The following is a 14498-nucleotide window of genomic DNA, read 5'->3' as shown; positions in this document are numbered from 1 at the left end:
GGTTACTTCAGCTGATTCATGCGCTCGATAACCTGGCGCGTGATGTCGTACTGAGGCTTGACATCGATCACTGCGCCACGCTCGAACACCAGGTCAAAACCACCTTTCTTGATGACTTCTTCCACTGCGCCATCCAGCTTCGGCTTCAGTTGCTTGAGCATTTCGCGGTCAGCAACAGCTTTGGCTTCGTTCAGTTCTTTGGACTGGAACTGGAAGTCACGGGCCTTTTGCTTGAATTCAAGCTCCAGACGCTCGCGCTCGCCCTGCTGCATTTTGTCGCCACCGGCCATCAGACGATCCTGAATGCCTTTGGCGCTGCTTTCCAGAGTCTTCAGTTTGGTCAGTTGCGGACCGAACTTCTTCTCGGCATCAACGGCGTACTTCTTGGCCGCGTCCGATTCCAGCAAAGCCATCTGATAGTTCAGAACAGCGATTTTCATGTCGGCGAAAGCCGGGCCTGCCACCAGTACGGAGGCCAGGAGAACCAATTGAGTCAACTTACGCACGATGCACTCCTACAAAATCCATTGTCGTTATCTTGGGTCAGACGCTTAGAACGTCTGGCCGAGGGAGAATTGGAACACTTGAGTTTCAGCGTCATCCGGTTTCTTGATCGGCATGGCCAACGCGAAGCTCAGAGGACCCAGTGCGGTGACCCAGGTCACGCCCACACCAACGGAACTCGCCATGTTGCTCAGGCTGATGTCGTTGCACTGCGTGTTGGACTTCGAACCATCAGTGTTCGTGGTGTCCTTGCACTGCGAATCAAACACGTTACCCACATCCCAGAATACCGACGTACGCAGGGAGCGTTGATCTTTGACGAAAGGCAGCGGGAACAATACTTCAACACCGCCCTGAATCAGAACGTTGCCACCGAACGGCAGTGGATCCTGATCCGGATCGGGCAGAGTACCGTTTTTACCCGTGCTTGGTGTGCTGCGAGGACCCAGAGTGCTGTCCTTGAAGCCACGAACCGAGTTGAAACCACCAGCATAGTAGTTTTCATAGAACGGCAAGCCGTCAGTCGAACCGTAACCGTCGCCATAACCCAATTCGGTGTGCAGACGCAGGGTGTAGTTTTCAGTGATCGGCTGGAACAGCTGACCACGGTAATCAAGCTTGAAGAACGACAGGTCACTGCCCGGAATCGTCGATTCCAGCGTCAGGCTCTGCGAACGACCACGGGTTGGCAAGACGCCTTTGTTCAAGGTCGATTCGGACCAACCGGCCGAAGCCTTGAAGTTCAGGTACTTGTCGCCTTCCTTGTTAACGAAGTCAAAAATCTCGTCAACTGTGTAGGTACCGGTTTTGATCTCATCCTGTTGAACGGACAGACCGAAGGTCAGACGCGAAGTCTCGCTGATCGGGTAGCCGACGTTTACGCCAGCACCCAGGCTGTCTACCGCATAGCTTGCAACGTCGACATCGAGGTCATCGTAGTCAGTGGTGCGATAGAACGCGTTGTAACCCAGGCTCACGCCATCGGCGGTCCAGTACGGGTCAACGTAGCCGAAGTTGTAGCGGCTCTGGTATTCGCTTCGGGTCAGGCCGACGCTGACGCGGTTACCAGTACCGAGGAAGTTGTTCTGGGTGATCGAACCACCGAGGATCAGACCGGCGCTCTGCGCGAAACCGACGCTGGCGGTGATCGAACCGGAAGCCTGCTCTTCAACGCTGTAGTTCACGTCAACCTGGTCGTCGACACCTGGCACAGCCGGGGTCTCAACGTTGACTTCTTTAAAGAAGCCCAGACGCTCAAGACGGGTCTTGGACTGGTCGATCAGGTAGGTCGAAGCCCAGCCGCCTTCCATCTGACGCATTTCACGACGCAGCACTTCGTCTTCCGACTTGGTGTTGCCACGGAAGTTGATACGGTTAACGTAAGCACGCTTGCCCGGATCGACAGCAAACAGGATGTCGACAGTGTGGTCGTCATCGTGTGGCTGCGGAACACCGTTGACGTTGGCGAAGGTGTAACCCTCGTTACCCAGACGACGGGTGATCAGTTCGGAGGTAGTGGTCATCAGCTTGCGCGAGAACACCTGGCCTTTCTGCACCAGCAACAGCGATTTGACCTGGTCTTCAGGGACTTTCAGGTCACCGCTGAGTTTGACGTCACGAACGGTGTACTTCTCGCCTTCGGTGACGTTAACGGTGATGTAGACGTGTTTCTTGTCCGGGGTGATGGACACCTGGGTCGAAGCGATATCCATGTTGATATAGCCGCGGTCCAGGTAGTAGGAGCGCAGACGCTCCAGGTCACCGGAAAGCTTTTCACGGGCGTACTTGTCATCGTTCTTGAAGAACGACAGCCAGTTGGTGGTTTTCAGTTCGAACAGGTCGGTCAGGTCTTCCTCAGGGAAAACCGTGTTGCCAACGACGTTGATGTGCTGAATGGCCGCAACGGTACCTTCGTTGATCTTCACTTTCAGACCAACACGGTTACGTGGCTGCGAAACCACTTCGGTATCAACGGTGGCCGAGTAGCGACCCTGAGCAACGTACTGACGTTGCAGTTCGTTACGCACACCTTCGAGGGTGGCACGCTGGAAGATCTCGCCTTCGGACAGACCGGACTGTTTGAGACCTTTCATCAAGTCTTCGGTGGAGATCGCCTTGTTGCCTTCGATCTCGATACTGGCGACCGACGGACGTTCAACGACCGTGATTACCAGTACGTTGCCTTCGCGGCCCAGCTGGATATCTTGAAAGAAACCGGTTTTGAACAACGCACGAGTGGATTCCACCAGGCGACGATCATCCGCCTGCTCGCCGACGTTCAACGGCAAGGCACCAAAGACACTACCCGCGGAGACCCGCTGGAGGCCATTGACGCGAATATCAGAGATAGTGAAGGACTCGGCGTGAACTTCGGCGATCATCAATACGGTGAGAACCGCAGTTAGCAGCAGACGTTTCATGAAGTCCTTTCTTATTCCAACTGGCAATAAACAAACTGCCGCAAAATGCGGCAGATTCGCAATTCAGCGAAGCGTTACAGTCGACCCAGATCGTTGACCAGAGCTAACAACATCACTCCGACCACCAAACTGATACCGATCTGTATCCCCCAACCTTGCACCCGATCCGACAAGGGACGACCACGCGCCCACTCGATCAGATAAAACAACAAATGCCCCCCATCCAGTACAGGAATGGGCAGCAAATTCAGAACCCCCAGGCTAATACTCAGATAAGCAAGGAAATTCAGGAAATCAGCGACGCCCGACTGGGCAGAAGCGCCCGCCACTTTAGCAATGGTTATCGGTCCACTCAAGTTTTTTACCGAGAGCTCGCCGAACAGCATTTTCTTTAGCGAATCGAGGGTCAGAACGCTCATGGTCCAAGTGCGACGAGCGCCCTCGCCAATCGCGGCCAAAGGCCCGTAACTGACCTCGCGGATCATTTCCGGTGGCCAGTCGATCGCTTTGACGCCAGCGCCCAGATAACCGCTCGGCGCCTTGCTTTCGCCACGCGCCGCCAGCGTCACCGGGACGTCGATTTGAGCACCATCACGCTCGACACGCAGCATGATTTTGGTATCAGGACGCGTACGAACGGTATCGACTACTTGCTGCCAGTCGCTCAGCACCACGCCGTCGAGCGAGACCAGACGGTCGCCGGTTTTCAGGCCAGCAGCTTGCGCCGGGCCTTTTGGATCGAGCTCGGCGAGCACCGGCGGCAATGCCGGACGCCATGGACGAATACCCAACGAGCGAATCGGATCCGGCTCATCAGCCCCTTTCAGCCAATGATCCAGCGCCAGCTCGCGCGGCGAATCAGCAGTAGAGCCCTGCTCACGCACCAACAACTGCAGTGAACCGCTCTCACCCAGTCGACGTACCAACTGCAAATTGACCGCCGCCCAACCGGAAGTCGGCTCGCCATCAATTGCGACAATTTCCTGACCCGCCGTCAAACCGGCGTTGGCCGCGATACTGCCGGACTCCACACCACCGATGACCGGGCGTATTTGCTGACTGCCAAGCATCGCCAGCACCCAGAAAAACACCAGAGCCAGCAGGAAGTTGGCGATCGGGCCGGCAGCCACGATGGCAATACGCTGGCGTACAGATTTGCGATTGAACGACTGATCAAGCTGATCCAGCGGCACTTCGCCTTCACGCTCGTCGAGCATCTTGACGTAACCACCCAGCGGAATCGCGGCGATCACGAACTCGGTGCCTTTCTTGTCGTGCCAGCGCAGCAACGGCATACCAAAGCCTACGGAAAAACGCAGAACCTTGACGCCACAGCGACGCGCGACCCAAAAATGGCCGAATTCATGAAAGGTGACCAGCACACCCAAAGCGATCAGGGTGCCGGCAATCATATAGAGCGCGCTCATCTACTTTCTCCGCAATCCTGTTCAGTGCCGCGTAAAGCCATTGTGTTGCAAAACTTATCGGTCGTGACGTTTCAACCATTGTTCGGCCAAAACTCGTGCCTTGGCGTCGGCGGTAAACACCGCGTCGAGATCATCCAGCGCAACCACGGATTCGAGATTCAAGACTTCCTCGATGATACTCGCGATTTCCAGGTAACGAACCCGCCCATCGAGAAACGCTGCCACAGCCACTTCATTGGCCGCGTTGAGCATCGCCGGTGCGCTGTCACCCGCCTCGGCCGCTTGGCGGGCCAGACGCAGGCACGGGAAACGTTCTTCATCAGGCGCTTCGAAATCCAGGCGCGCGATGGCAAACAGATCCAGCGGTGCCACACCGGAATCAATGCGTTCTGGCCAGGCCAACGCATTGGCAATCGGCGTGCGCATGTCAGGATTACCCAACTGCGCCAGCACCGAGCCGTCGACGTAATCGACCAGCGAGTGAATCACGCTTTGCGGATGGATCACCACCTCGATCTGCGATGGCTTGGCATCGAACAACCAGCAGGCTTCGATCAGCTCAAGGCCTTTGTTCATCATGCTGGCCGAATCCACGGAAATCTTGCGCCCCATGGACCAGTTCGGATGCGCACACGCCTGGTCAGGTGAAACATGCACCAGTTCAGCCATCGGTGTCTGTCGGAACGGGCCACCAGAGGCTGTCAGTAAAATCCTTCGCACGCCGACCGAGCTCAAACCACGAGCAAAATCCTGCGGCATGCACTGGAAAATCGCGTTGTGTTCGCTGTCGATCGGCAACAAGACCGAACCGCTTTTGCGCACAGCCTGCATGAACAAAGCACCGGACATCACCAGCGCTTCTTTATTAGCCAGGAGAATCTTTTTGCCAGCCTCGACGGCGGCCAATGTAGGACGCAGCCCCGCTGCACCCACAATCGCCGCCATCACCGCATCGACTTCCGGCGCGGAGGCGACCTGGCACAGGCCCTCCTCCCCCACCAAAACCCGCGTCGGCAAACCCGCGGCACGCAGATCATCCTGCAAGCCACGGGCAGCGGCGACTTCAGGCACCACGGCAAACTGCGGCACATGGCGCACGCACAAGGCCAGCAGCTCGCTCAGGCGAGTGAAACCGCTCAGGGCGAATACTTGATAACGCTCAGGGTGACGCGCGATGACATCCAGGGTGCTCAGGCCAATCGAACCGGTCGCCCCCAGAACGGTAATCTGTTGGGCTCGGCTCACGGTGCGGCCATCCACAACAGCACGGCGAACACTGGAATCGCGGCAGTCAGGCTGTCGATGCGGTCAAGCACACCGCCATGCCCGGGCAACAGATTGCTGCTGTCCTTGATGCCGGATTGACGCTTGAACATGCTTTCGGTGAGGTCGCCGACCACCGAGATAAAGACGATCAGCGCAGCGCCGATCAAGCCCTTGAGCAGTTCGGCCACTGTCCAGTCGCGCACCAGACCAACGATGGCGGTGATGACCAGGCTCAATGCCAGACCACCGTAAACGCCTTCCCAGCTTTTGCCCGGGCTGACCTGTGGGGCCAGTTTGCGTTTGCCGAAAGCGCGGCCGGAGAAGTAGGCGCCGATATCAGCGCCCCACACCAACACCATCACCGCCATGATCAGCCAGTTACCCAACGGGTACTGTTTGATCTGCACCAGACCTTGCCAGGCCGGCAACAGAATCAGTAGACCGATCACCAGTTTGGTTGCCGCACTGGACCAATGAGCACTGGAGGCCGGGTAAGTAAGCACCAGATAAGTCGCCACTGCCCACCACAACACCGAAGCACCGAGCACCCACGGCGCAAGGCCGGGCAAGATGTACATGATGAAGAGCATGAACGCGACCACGGCGGCAAAACCCACACGGAACGCTTGCCCGGTGAAACCTGCCAGACGCGCCCATTCCCAGGCGCCCAAAGTCACGACCAGACCGATGAACAAGGCAAACCCGGAACCTTCGAGCAGGAAAAACCCGCACAAGGCAATCGGCAGCAGGATCAGTGCAGTGATGATTCGTTGTTTAAGCATTAAACCCGGGCTCCAGCTTCGACCTGTTCGCTCGTTTTACCGAAGCGACGTTGACGTGAAGCGAAATCGGCCAGCGCAGTGCGCATGGCATCGTGTTTGAAGTCCGGCCAGAACAGGTCGGAGAAGTACAACTCAGCGTAAGCCAGCTGCCACAGCAGGAAGTTGCTGATGCGGTGCTCACCACCGGTGCGGATGCACAAATCCGGCAACGGCAGATCGCCGGTGACCAGACAGGTTTGCAAAAGATCCGGAGTAATGTCTTCCGGACGCAGATGCCCGGCCTGAACTTCGCGTGCCAGGCGCTGCGCAGCCTGCGCGATATCCCACTGACCGCCGTAGTTGGCGGCGATCTGCAGAACAAAACGGTTGGCACCGGCAGTCATTGCTTCGGCTTCGCGCATCGCCGCCTGAAGTTCAGGGTGGAAGCGCGTGCGATCGCCAATGATGCGCAGGCAGATGTTGTTGTCGTTGAGGCGCTTGGCCTCACGACGCAATGCCTTGAAGAACAGATCCATCAAGGCGCTGACTTCATCGGCCGGGCGCTGCCAGTTTTCACTGGAGAAGGCGAACAAGGTCAACACTTCGACCTTGGCCTCAGCGCACACCTCGATGACGGCTCGCACAGCATCCACGCCCGCTTTATGCCCGGCGACACCCGGCATAAAGCGTTTTTTAGCCCAGCGATTGTTACCATCCATGATGATCGCGACATGGCGCGGCACCGCGGACGGCGCAGTCTGCTTGGTCTTGTCCATTAAAAGCTCGACCCTTATACGGCCATCAGGTCTTTTTCTTTCTCTTCCGTGGCCTTGGTGATCATGGCTTCGGAATCCTTGGTCAGCTTATCGATATCGGCGATTGCACGACGCTCTTCGTCTTCGCTGATTTCTTTATCCTTGACCAGCTTCTTCAGCTCGCCCAACGCGTCACGACGGATGTTGCGCACGGCAACACGAGCGTCTTCAGCAGCACTGCGCGCCTGCTTGGTGAAGCCCTTACGGGTTTCTTCAGTCAGGGCAGGCATGGAGATCAGCAACAACTCGCCGAGGTTGGTCGGGTTGAGGTTCAGGCCAGCGCTCTGGATTGCCTTGTCGACGGCGGCGAGCATGTTGCGCTCGAAGGCAACGACTTGCAGGGTGCGCGAGTCTTTAACAGTGATGTTGGCAACCTGGGTGATGGAGGTGTCAGCGCCGTAGTACGGCACCATCACGCTGCCCAGAATGCTTGGGTGAGCCTTACCGGTACGGATCTGGCCAAAGGCGTGAGCCAGAGAGTCCAGGGATTTTTGCATGCGCTCTTGAGCGTCTTTTTTGATTTCGTTGATCATTGTTGACCTTCCTCGATCAGGGTGCCTTCAGCGCCGCCATGGACGATGTTCAGCAGGGCACCAGGTTTGTTCATGTTGAATACGCGCAGCGGCATCTTGTGATCGCGGCACAGGCAGATAGCAGTCAGATCCATTACACCCAGCTTGCGATCCAGTACTTCATCATAAGTCAGATGATCGAACTTCTCGGCATGCGGGTCTTTGAACGGGTCTGCGGTGTAAACACCATCGACCTTGGTCGCTTTCAGCACGACGTCGGCATCGATTTCGATGGCACGCAGGCAGGCTGCCGAATCCGTGGTGAAGAACGGGTTGCCGGTACCGGCTGCGAAAATCACGACGTCTTTGGAGTTCAGGTGGCGCATGGCTTTGCGGCGATCATAGTGATCGGTTACGCCAACCATGGAAATCGCCGACATGACGATGGCCGAGATATTGGCACGTTCCAGCGCATCGCGCATGGCCAGGGCGTTCATCACAGTGGCCAGCATGCCCATGTGGTCGCCTGTGACCCGATCCATACCGGCTTTGCTCAGGGCTTCGCCACGGAACAGGTTACCGCCACCGATCACCAGACCGACCTGAACACCGATGCCGACCAGTTGGCCGACTTCCAGCGCCATGCGATCGAGTACTTTCGGATCGATCCCGAACTCTTCCGAGCCCATCAGGGCCTCGCCGCTAAGCTTGAGTAGAATGCGTTTATAGCGAGCCTGATAACCACTGCCCTGCTGAGCCATTGCGAATCTCTCCTGCGGCGTATTAAAAAATTCTGTGCGAGCTGTTTACAGCTGGCGTTCACTCTAGCTTGGCGCTGCTTCAGCGCCATCGGAACATGGCTTTGTAAGTCAGTTCCAAGTGGAAACCAATAAAAAATTGGCTACCCCATCTGAAAAGAGGCTGCGCGCGTAAGCGGGCAGCCTCTTTCGGGCGACAGTTGAAAACTGTCTTATTGCTTGGCGGCAGCCAGCTGGGCAGCAACTTCTTCAGCGAAGTTGTCGACCGGCTTCTCGATGCCTTCGCCTACTTTGAAGTAGGTGAAGGAAACGATTTCAGCACCGGCTTTCTTGGCCAGTTCGCCAACCTTGATTTCAGGGTTCTTGACGAACGCCTGCTCAACCAGGCTTGCTTCTGCCAGGAACTTGCTGATACGGCCTTTGACCATATTTTCAACAATGTTTTCTGGCTTGCCTTTGATCTTCTCTTCGTTCAGCTGCAGGAACACAGCTTTTTCGCGCTCGATCGCTTCAGCCGAAACTTCCGATGGCAGCAGGAACTCAGGGTTGCTGGCCGCTACGTGCATAGCGATGTCTTTGGCCAGTTCAACGTTGCCGCCTTTCAGAACAACTGCAACACCGATCTTGTTGCCGTGCAGGTAGCCACCAACAACGTCGCCTTCTACGCGAACCAGACGACGGATGTTGACGTTTTCGCCAACCTTGCCGACCAGTACCAGACGAGCAGCTTCTTGCGCTTCGATCAGCGGAGCAACATCGGTCAGCTTGTCAGCGAAGGCTTTTTCAATGCTTTCAGCAACGAATGCCTTGAAGTCGTCCTGCAGAGCCAGGAAGTCGGTCTGCGAGTTCACTTCCAGCAGAACAGCAGATTTGCCGTCTTCTTTCAGAGCGATCGCGCCTTCAGCAGCTACGTTGCCTGCTTTTTTGGCAGCCTTGATTGCGCCCGAAGCACGCATGTCATCAATGGCTTTTTCGATGTCGCCGTCAGCCTTTTCCAGGGCTTTCTTGCAATCCATCATGCCTTCGCCGGTACGCTCACGCAGTTCTTTAACCAACGCTGCAGTAATTGCTGCCATTTTCAAATTCCTCTTGGATAGGTTTTCAACCATTCCACCCGATCGAACGGGCGTTCAATTCTTCCCGAAGCCGTTTGTAGCCGCTGCACGTTACAGATGCTGTAGCTGCGCTGCCGACAAATGGTTTTCGAGGTGGCAAAAAGGGGGCCAAGCCCCCTTTTTGCTTACTGAGTCAACGCCAGGGCGTTAATTACTCAGCTGCAGCTGCCGGAGCTTCTTCAGCTGCGAACTCTACAGTGCCGCCGCCAACATTGTTGCGACCACGGATAACTGCGTCAGCCATCGAACCCATGTACAGCTGGATAGCGCGGATTGCGTCATCGTTGCCTGGGATGATGTAGTCAACGCCTTCCGGGCTGCTGTTGGTATCGACAACGCCGATAACCGGGATGCCCAGCTTGTTGGCTTCGGTGATCGCGATGCGCTCGTGGTCAACGTCGATCACGAACAGTGCGTCTGGCAGACCGCCCATGTCCTTGATGCCGCCCAGCGAACGATCCAGCTTCTCAAGATCACGAGTGCGCATCAGCGCTTCTTTCTTGGTCAGCTTGGCGAAAGTACCGTCTTCGGCTTGAACTTCAAGGTCACGCAGACGCTTGATGGAAGCACGAATGGTTTTGAAGTTGGTCAGCATGCCGCCCAACCAGCGGTGATCTACGTACGGCGAACCGCAACGTGCTGCTTCTTCAGCAACGATCTTGCCAGCGGAACGCTTGGTGCCGACGAACAGAATCTTGTTTTTGCCCTGGGCCAGACGTTCTACGAAAGTCAGAGCTTCGTTGAACATTGGCAGGGTTTTTTCAAGGTTGATGATGTGAATCTTGTTACGCGCGCCGAAAATGTACTTACCCATTTTCGGATTCCAGTAACGGGTTTGGTGACCGAAGTGCACACCGGCCTTCAGCATATCGCGCATATTGACTTGGGACATGATAGTTCCTTAATAAGTCGGGTTTGGCCTCCACGTATCCCAATGACCAACCAGTGGCATAAAGCCAAAAGCACCCAGGTCATCGTGTCGACACGTGTGTGGATTTAAGCTTTTCGGGGTATCCCCGGAAAGCGGCGCATTTTATACCACAGGGTGCGCAGAAACGGAACACGAAATCTGTATTCGCACCAAGGACATGGGCGCAGCCCCCTTGGAATCGGCTTCAGGGGCACCATTGTATAGAGAGAAGCGATGCACGCAGGCACTGAATTGCGCCGTGCGTCTGTTAGAATCGCGTTTTTCAGGGTCGCAAAACGCACACCTGCCACCCTATTCGTATCAGCAAGCGCCGCCGAGCGCAGAGAGAGCCTGTATGACCGTCAACCTCAAAACCCCCGAGGACATCGCTGGCATGCGTGTCGCCGGCAAACTGGCCGCCGATGTGCTGGAAATGATTGCCGAACATGTCAAACCGGGCGTCACCACCGATGAGCTGAACCAGATCTGCCACGATTACATCGTCAACGTGCAGCAAGCCATCCCTGCCCCGCTTAACTACAAGGGCTACCCGAAGTCGATCTGCACCTCGATCAACCACGTTGTGTGCCACGGCATCCCGAACGACAAGCCGCTGAAAAACGGCGACACCCTGAACATCGACGTGACCGTGATCAAAGACGGCTACCACGGCGACACCAGCCGCATGTTCCACGTCGGCGAAGTGCCGGTCTGGGCCGAGCGTCTGTCGCAGATTACTCAGGAATGCATGTACAAGGCGATCGAAATCGTCAAACCCGGTTGCCGCCTCGGCGACATCGGTGAAGTGATCCAGAAGCACGCGGAAAAGAACGGTTTCTCCGTCGTTCGCGAGTTCTGCGGCCACGGCATCGGCAAGGTGTTCCACGAAGAGCCGCAGATTCTGCACTACGGCCGGGCCGGCACCGGCATGGAACTGAAGGCCGGCATGACCTTCACCATCGAACCGATGATCAACCAGGGCAAGGCCGACACCAAAGTATTGGGCGACGGTTGGACCGCGATCACCAAAGACCGCAAGCTCTCGGCACAGTGGGAACACACCCTGCTGGTCACCGACACCGGCTACGAGATCTTCACCCTGCGCGCCGACGACACCATCCCGCGCATCTCGGCCTGATTCAGCAAACGCTCCCAGCCTTATAGAAGGAAAGCCAATCAATGCCGCAGGTGGATCCCGAACTCTTCGACCGCGGCCAGTTCCAGGCTGAACTGGCCCTCAAAGCGAGTCCTATCGCGGCGTTCAAGAAGGCGATCCGCCAGGCTCGCGAGGTACTCGACACGCGTTTTCGCAATGGCCGCGACATCCGCCGCCTGATCGAAGACCGTGCCTGGTTTGTCGACAACATCCTGCAAAAGGCCTGGGAGCAGTTCAACTGGAGCGAAGACGCCGACATCGCGCTGGTCGCGGTCGGCGGCTATGGCCGCGGAGAGTTGCACCCGTATTCCGACATTGATTTGCTGATCCTGCTGGACAGCGCTGATCACGAAGTCTTCCGCGATTCCATCGAGCGTTTTCTCACTTTGCTGTGGGACATCGGTCTGGAAGTCGGTCAGAGCGTTCGCTCGGTCGACGAATGCGCCCAAGAGGCGCGTGCCGACCTGACCGTGGTCACCAACCTGATGGAAAGCCGCACCATTTGCGGCCCCGAGCGCTTGCGTCAGCGCATGCTCGACGTCACCAGCACCGCACACATGTGGCCGGCCAAGGAGTTCTTCCTGGCCAAACGCGCCGAGCAAAAGGCCCGCCACCACAAATACAACGACACCGAATACAACCTGGAACCCAACGTCAAAGGCTCGCCCGGCGGACTACGGGATATTCAGACCATTCTGTGGGTTGCGCGTCGCCAATACGGCACGCTGAACCTGCGCGCCCTCGCTGGCGAAGGTTTCCTCGTTGAGAGCGAAAACGCCCTGCTCGCCTCCTCCCAGGAATTCCTCTGGAAAGTGCGTTACGCCCTGCACATGCTCGCTGGCCGTTCCGAAGACCGCTTGCTGTTCGATCACCAGCGCACCATTGCCGGCCTGTTGGGTTTTGAAGGTGACGACGCCAAACAGGCGGTCGAAAACTTCATGCAACAGTATTTCCGCGTAGTGATGAGCATCGCCCAGCTCAGCGACCTGATCATCCAGCACTTCGAGGAAGTCATCCTCGCGCCGGAAGACGAAGCGCCGCCGCAGCCGATCAACGCACGTTTCCAGTTGCATGACGGCTACATCGAAGCGCGCAACGACAACGTGTTCCGCCGCACGCCATTCGCCATGCTGGAAATCTTCGTGCTGATGGCCCAGCAGCCGGAAATCAAAGGCGTGCGCGCCGATACCATTCGCTTGCTGCGTGAGCACCGTCACCTGATCGACGACAATTTCCGCAACGACATTCGCAACACCAGCCTGTTCATCGAGCTGTTCAAGTGCAAGATCGGCATCCACCGCAACCTGCGCCGGATGAACCGCTACGGCATTCTCGGGCGTTATCTGCCGGAGTTCGGTTTTATCGTCGGGCAGATGCAGCACGACCTGTTCCACATCTATACGGTCGACGCGCACACGCTCAATCTGATCAAGCACCTGCGCAAATTGCAGTACACCCAGGTGTCGGAAAAATTCCCGCTGGCCGCCAAGCTCATGGCGAAACTGCCCAAGCCCGAACTGATCTACATGGCCGGTCTGTACCACGACATCGGCAAGGGTCGGCATGGCGACCACTCGGAGATCGGCGCGGTCGATGCCGAGGCGTTCTGCCAGCGCCATCAGTTGCCGGTGTGGGACAGCCGTCTGATTGTCTGGCTGGTGCAGAACCATCTGGTGATGTCGACCACCGCGCAGCGCAAGGACTTGTCCGACCCACAGGTGATCCACGATTTCGCGCAGGCAGTCGGCGACGAAACCCGCCTCGACTACCTGTACGTGCTGACCGTGGCCGACATCAACGCGACCAACCCGACACTGTGGAATTCATGGCGAGCGAGCCTGTTGCGTCAGCTCTACACCGAGACCAAACGCGCGCTGCGTCGTGGCCTGGAAAACCCGGTGGATCGCGAAGAGCAGATCCGCCAGACCCAGAGCGCGGCACTGGACATTCTGGTGCGCGGCGGCACCGATCCGGACGACGTCGAGCAGTTGTGGGCGCAGTTGGGCGATGACTATTTCCTACGCCACACTGCTGGCGACGTGGCCTGGCACAGCGATGCGATCCTGCAGCAACCGGTCGATGGCGGGCCGCTGGTGTTGATCAAGGAAACCACCCAGCGCGAGTTCGAGGGCGGCACACAGATCTTCATTTATGCACCGGATCAGCACGACTTCTTCGCAGTGACCGTGGCGGCGATGGATCAGCTCAACCTGAACATTCACGACGCGCGGGTTATCACCTCGAGCAGTCAGTTCACCCTCGACACCTACATCGTGCTCGACAACGAAGGCGAGTCCATCGGCGACAACCCGACGCGGGTCAAACAGATCCGCGAAGGCCTGACCGAAGCGCTGCGTAACCCGGACGACTACCCGACGATCATTCAGCGTCGGGTGCCGCGCCAGCTCAAGCATTTCGCCTTCGCGCCGCAGGTGACGATCCACAACGACGCCCAGCGCCCGGTGACCGTGCTGGAACTGACCGCCCCGGATCGGCCGGGACTGCTCGCGCGGATCGGCGGGATTTTCCTTGAGTTCGACCTGTCGCTGCAGAACGCCAAGATTGCGACCTTGGGCGAGCGGGTGGAAGACGTGTTCTTTATCACCGACGCGCACAACCAGCCGCTGTCCGACCCGCTGCTGTGCAGCCGTTTGCAGGATGCGATTGTTGAGCAGTTGAGCGTCAATCAGGAACCGGATATCAAGCTTTCGCGTATCAGTATTTGAATCAATGAATTTCCCCTGTGGCGAGGGGATTTATCCCCGTTGGGCTGCGTAGCGGCCCTAAAACCATTCACTGCGATTTGACTGAAAGTCCGCGCGCACAGGTTTTACGACTGCTTCGCAGCCGAACG

The 14498-nt window shown here is 57.3% G+C and carries 12 protein-coding genes; 2 read left to right on the top strand and 10 right to left on the bottom strand.

Going from position 1 to position 14498, the window contains the following annotated elements:
- Positions 1 to 2: 2 nt before the first annotated feature.
- The 10 genes from AD669_RS05520 to rpsB form a co-directional block, all read right to left on the bottom strand.
- Positions 3 to 506 carry an OmpH family outer membrane protein gene (locus tag AD669_RS05520; protein WP_042557882.1) on the bottom strand — a complete coding sequence of 168 codons (504 nt, stop codon included), beginning with the start codon at positions 504 to 506 and terminating at the stop codon, positions 3 to 5.
- A 45-nt stretch (positions 507 to 551) separates the two neighbouring features.
- The gene (bamA, locus tag AD669_RS05515) at positions 552 to 2924 is read right to left on the bottom strand and encodes an outer membrane protein assembly factor BamA (RefSeq protein ID WP_053117631.1); all 2373 of its coding nucleotides are present in this window, start codon (positions 2922 to 2924) and stop codon (positions 552 to 554) included.
- A 74-nt stretch (positions 2925 to 2998) separates the two neighbouring features.
- Positions 2999 to 4351 carry a sigma E protease regulator RseP gene (gene rseP / locus AD669_RS05510; protein WP_053117629.1) on the bottom strand — a complete coding sequence of 451 codons (1353 nt, stop codon included), beginning with the start codon at positions 4349 to 4351 and terminating at the stop codon, positions 2999 to 3001.
- Between the two features lie 54 nt (positions 4352 to 4405).
- The gene (gene ispC, locus AD669_RS05505; protein ID WP_053117627.1) at positions 4406 to 5596 is read right to left on the bottom strand and encodes a 1-deoxy-D-xylulose-5-phosphate reductoisomerase; all 1191 of its coding nucleotides are present in this window, start codon (positions 5594 to 5596) and stop codon (positions 4406 to 4408) included.
- Positions 5593 to 6399, bottom strand: coding sequence for a phosphatidate cytidylyltransferase (locus tag AD669_RS05500; RefSeq protein WP_053117625.1), 807 nt, complete (start codon positions 6397 to 6399; stop codon positions 5593 to 5595). The genes ispC and AD669_RS05500 overlap by 4 nt, the downstream gene beginning before the upstream one ends.
- Positions 6399 to 7154, bottom strand: a complete 756-nt coding sequence (gene uppS, locus AD669_RS05495) for a polyprenyl diphosphate synthase (RefSeq protein ID WP_053117623.1) — start codon at positions 7152 to 7154, stop codon at positions 6399 to 6401. Before uppS ends, AD669_RS05500 begins: the two co-directional genes overlap by 1 nt.
- A gap of 14 nt (positions 7155 to 7168) precedes the next feature.
- Positions 7169 to 7726 (bottom strand): ribosome recycling factor, encoded by a 558-nt coding sequence (gene frr / locus AD669_RS05490; RefSeq protein WP_053117621.1) that lies wholly within the window; start codon positions 7724 to 7726, stop codon positions 7169 to 7171.
- Positions 7723 to 8466 (bottom strand): UMP kinase, encoded by a 744-nt coding sequence (pyrH, locus tag AD669_RS05485; protein ID WP_003222124.1) that lies wholly within the window; start codon positions 8464 to 8466, stop codon positions 7723 to 7725. The genes frr and pyrH overlap by 4 nt, the downstream gene beginning before the upstream one ends.
- Positions 8467 to 8675: 209 nt before the next feature.
- Entirely contained in the window at positions 8676 to 9539 is an 864-nt protein-coding gene (gene tsf, locus AD669_RS05480; RefSeq protein WP_007908856.1) for a translation elongation factor Ts, read from the bottom strand.
- Between the two features lie 190 nt (positions 9540 to 9729).
- Positions 9730 to 10470, bottom strand: coding sequence for a 30S ribosomal protein S2 (gene rpsB / locus AD669_RS05475; RefSeq protein WP_053117619.1), 741 nt, complete (start codon positions 10468 to 10470; stop codon positions 9730 to 9732).
- 373 nt (positions 10471 to 10843) lie between these two features.
- Here rpsB and map point away from each other — a divergent pair, with 373 nt between their 5' ends.
- Positions 10844 to 11626 carry a type I methionyl aminopeptidase gene (gene map / locus AD669_RS05470; RefSeq protein ID WP_016985097.1) on the top strand — a complete coding sequence of 261 codons (783 nt, stop codon included), beginning with the start codon at positions 10844 to 10846 and terminating at the stop codon, positions 11624 to 11626.
- Between the two features lie 41 nt (positions 11627 to 11667).
- The gene (locus tag AD669_RS05465; RefSeq protein WP_053117617.1) at positions 11668 to 14370 is read left to right on the top strand and encodes a [protein-PII] uridylyltransferase; all 2703 of its coding nucleotides are present in this window, start codon (positions 11668 to 11670) and stop codon (positions 14368 to 14370) included.
- Positions 14371 to 14498 lie beyond the last annotated feature (128 nt).

Source organism: Pseudomonas sp. P1.31 (assembly GCF_001269815.1).
Lineage (GTDB): Bacteria > Pseudomonadota > Gammaproteobacteria > Pseudomonadales > Pseudomonadaceae > Aquipseudomonas > Aquipseudomonas rustica.
Note: the sequence above shows the minus strand (reverse complement) of the source record. Positions and strands in the feature narration are given on the sequence as shown.

Bases quoted from the DNA above. Each gene is read 5' to 3' on its own strand.
- bamA (WP_053117631.1), bottom strand. From the start codon at position 2,924: ATGAAACGTCTGCTGCTAACTGCGGTTCTCACCGTATTGATGATCGCC.
- rseP (WP_053117629.1), bottom strand. From the start codon at position 4,351: ATGAGCGCGCTCTATATGATTGCCGGCACCCTGATCGCTTTGGGTGTG.
- AD669_RS05500 (WP_053117625.1), bottom strand. From the start codon at position 6,399: ATGCTTAAACAACGAATCATCACTGCACTGATCCTGCTGCCGATTGCC.
- uppS (WP_053117623.1), bottom strand. From the start codon at position 7,154: ATGGACAAGACCAAGCAGACTGCGCCGTCCGCGGTGCCGCGCCATGTC.
- frr (WP_053117621.1), bottom strand. From the start codon at position 7,726: ATGATCAACGAAATCAAAAAAGACGCTCAAGAGCGCATGCAAAAATCC.
- pyrH (WP_003222124.1), bottom strand. From the start codon at position 8,466: ATGGCTCAGCAGGGCAGTGGTTATCAGGCTCGCTATAAACGCATTCTA.
- tsf (WP_007908856.1), bottom strand. From the start codon at position 9,539: ATGGCAGCAATTACTGCAGCGTTGGTTAAAGAACTGCGTGAGCGTACC.
- rpsB (WP_053117619.1), bottom strand. From the start codon at position 10,470: ATGTCCCAAGTCAATATGCGCGATATGCTGAAGGCCGGTGTGCACTTC.
- map (WP_016985097.1), top strand. From the start codon at position 10,844: ATGACCGTCAACCTCAAAACCCCCGAGGACATCGCTGGCATGCGTGTC.
- AD669_RS05465 (WP_053117617.1), top strand. From the start codon at position 11,668: ATGCCGCAGGTGGATCCCGAACTCTTCGACCGCGGCCAGTTCCAGGCT.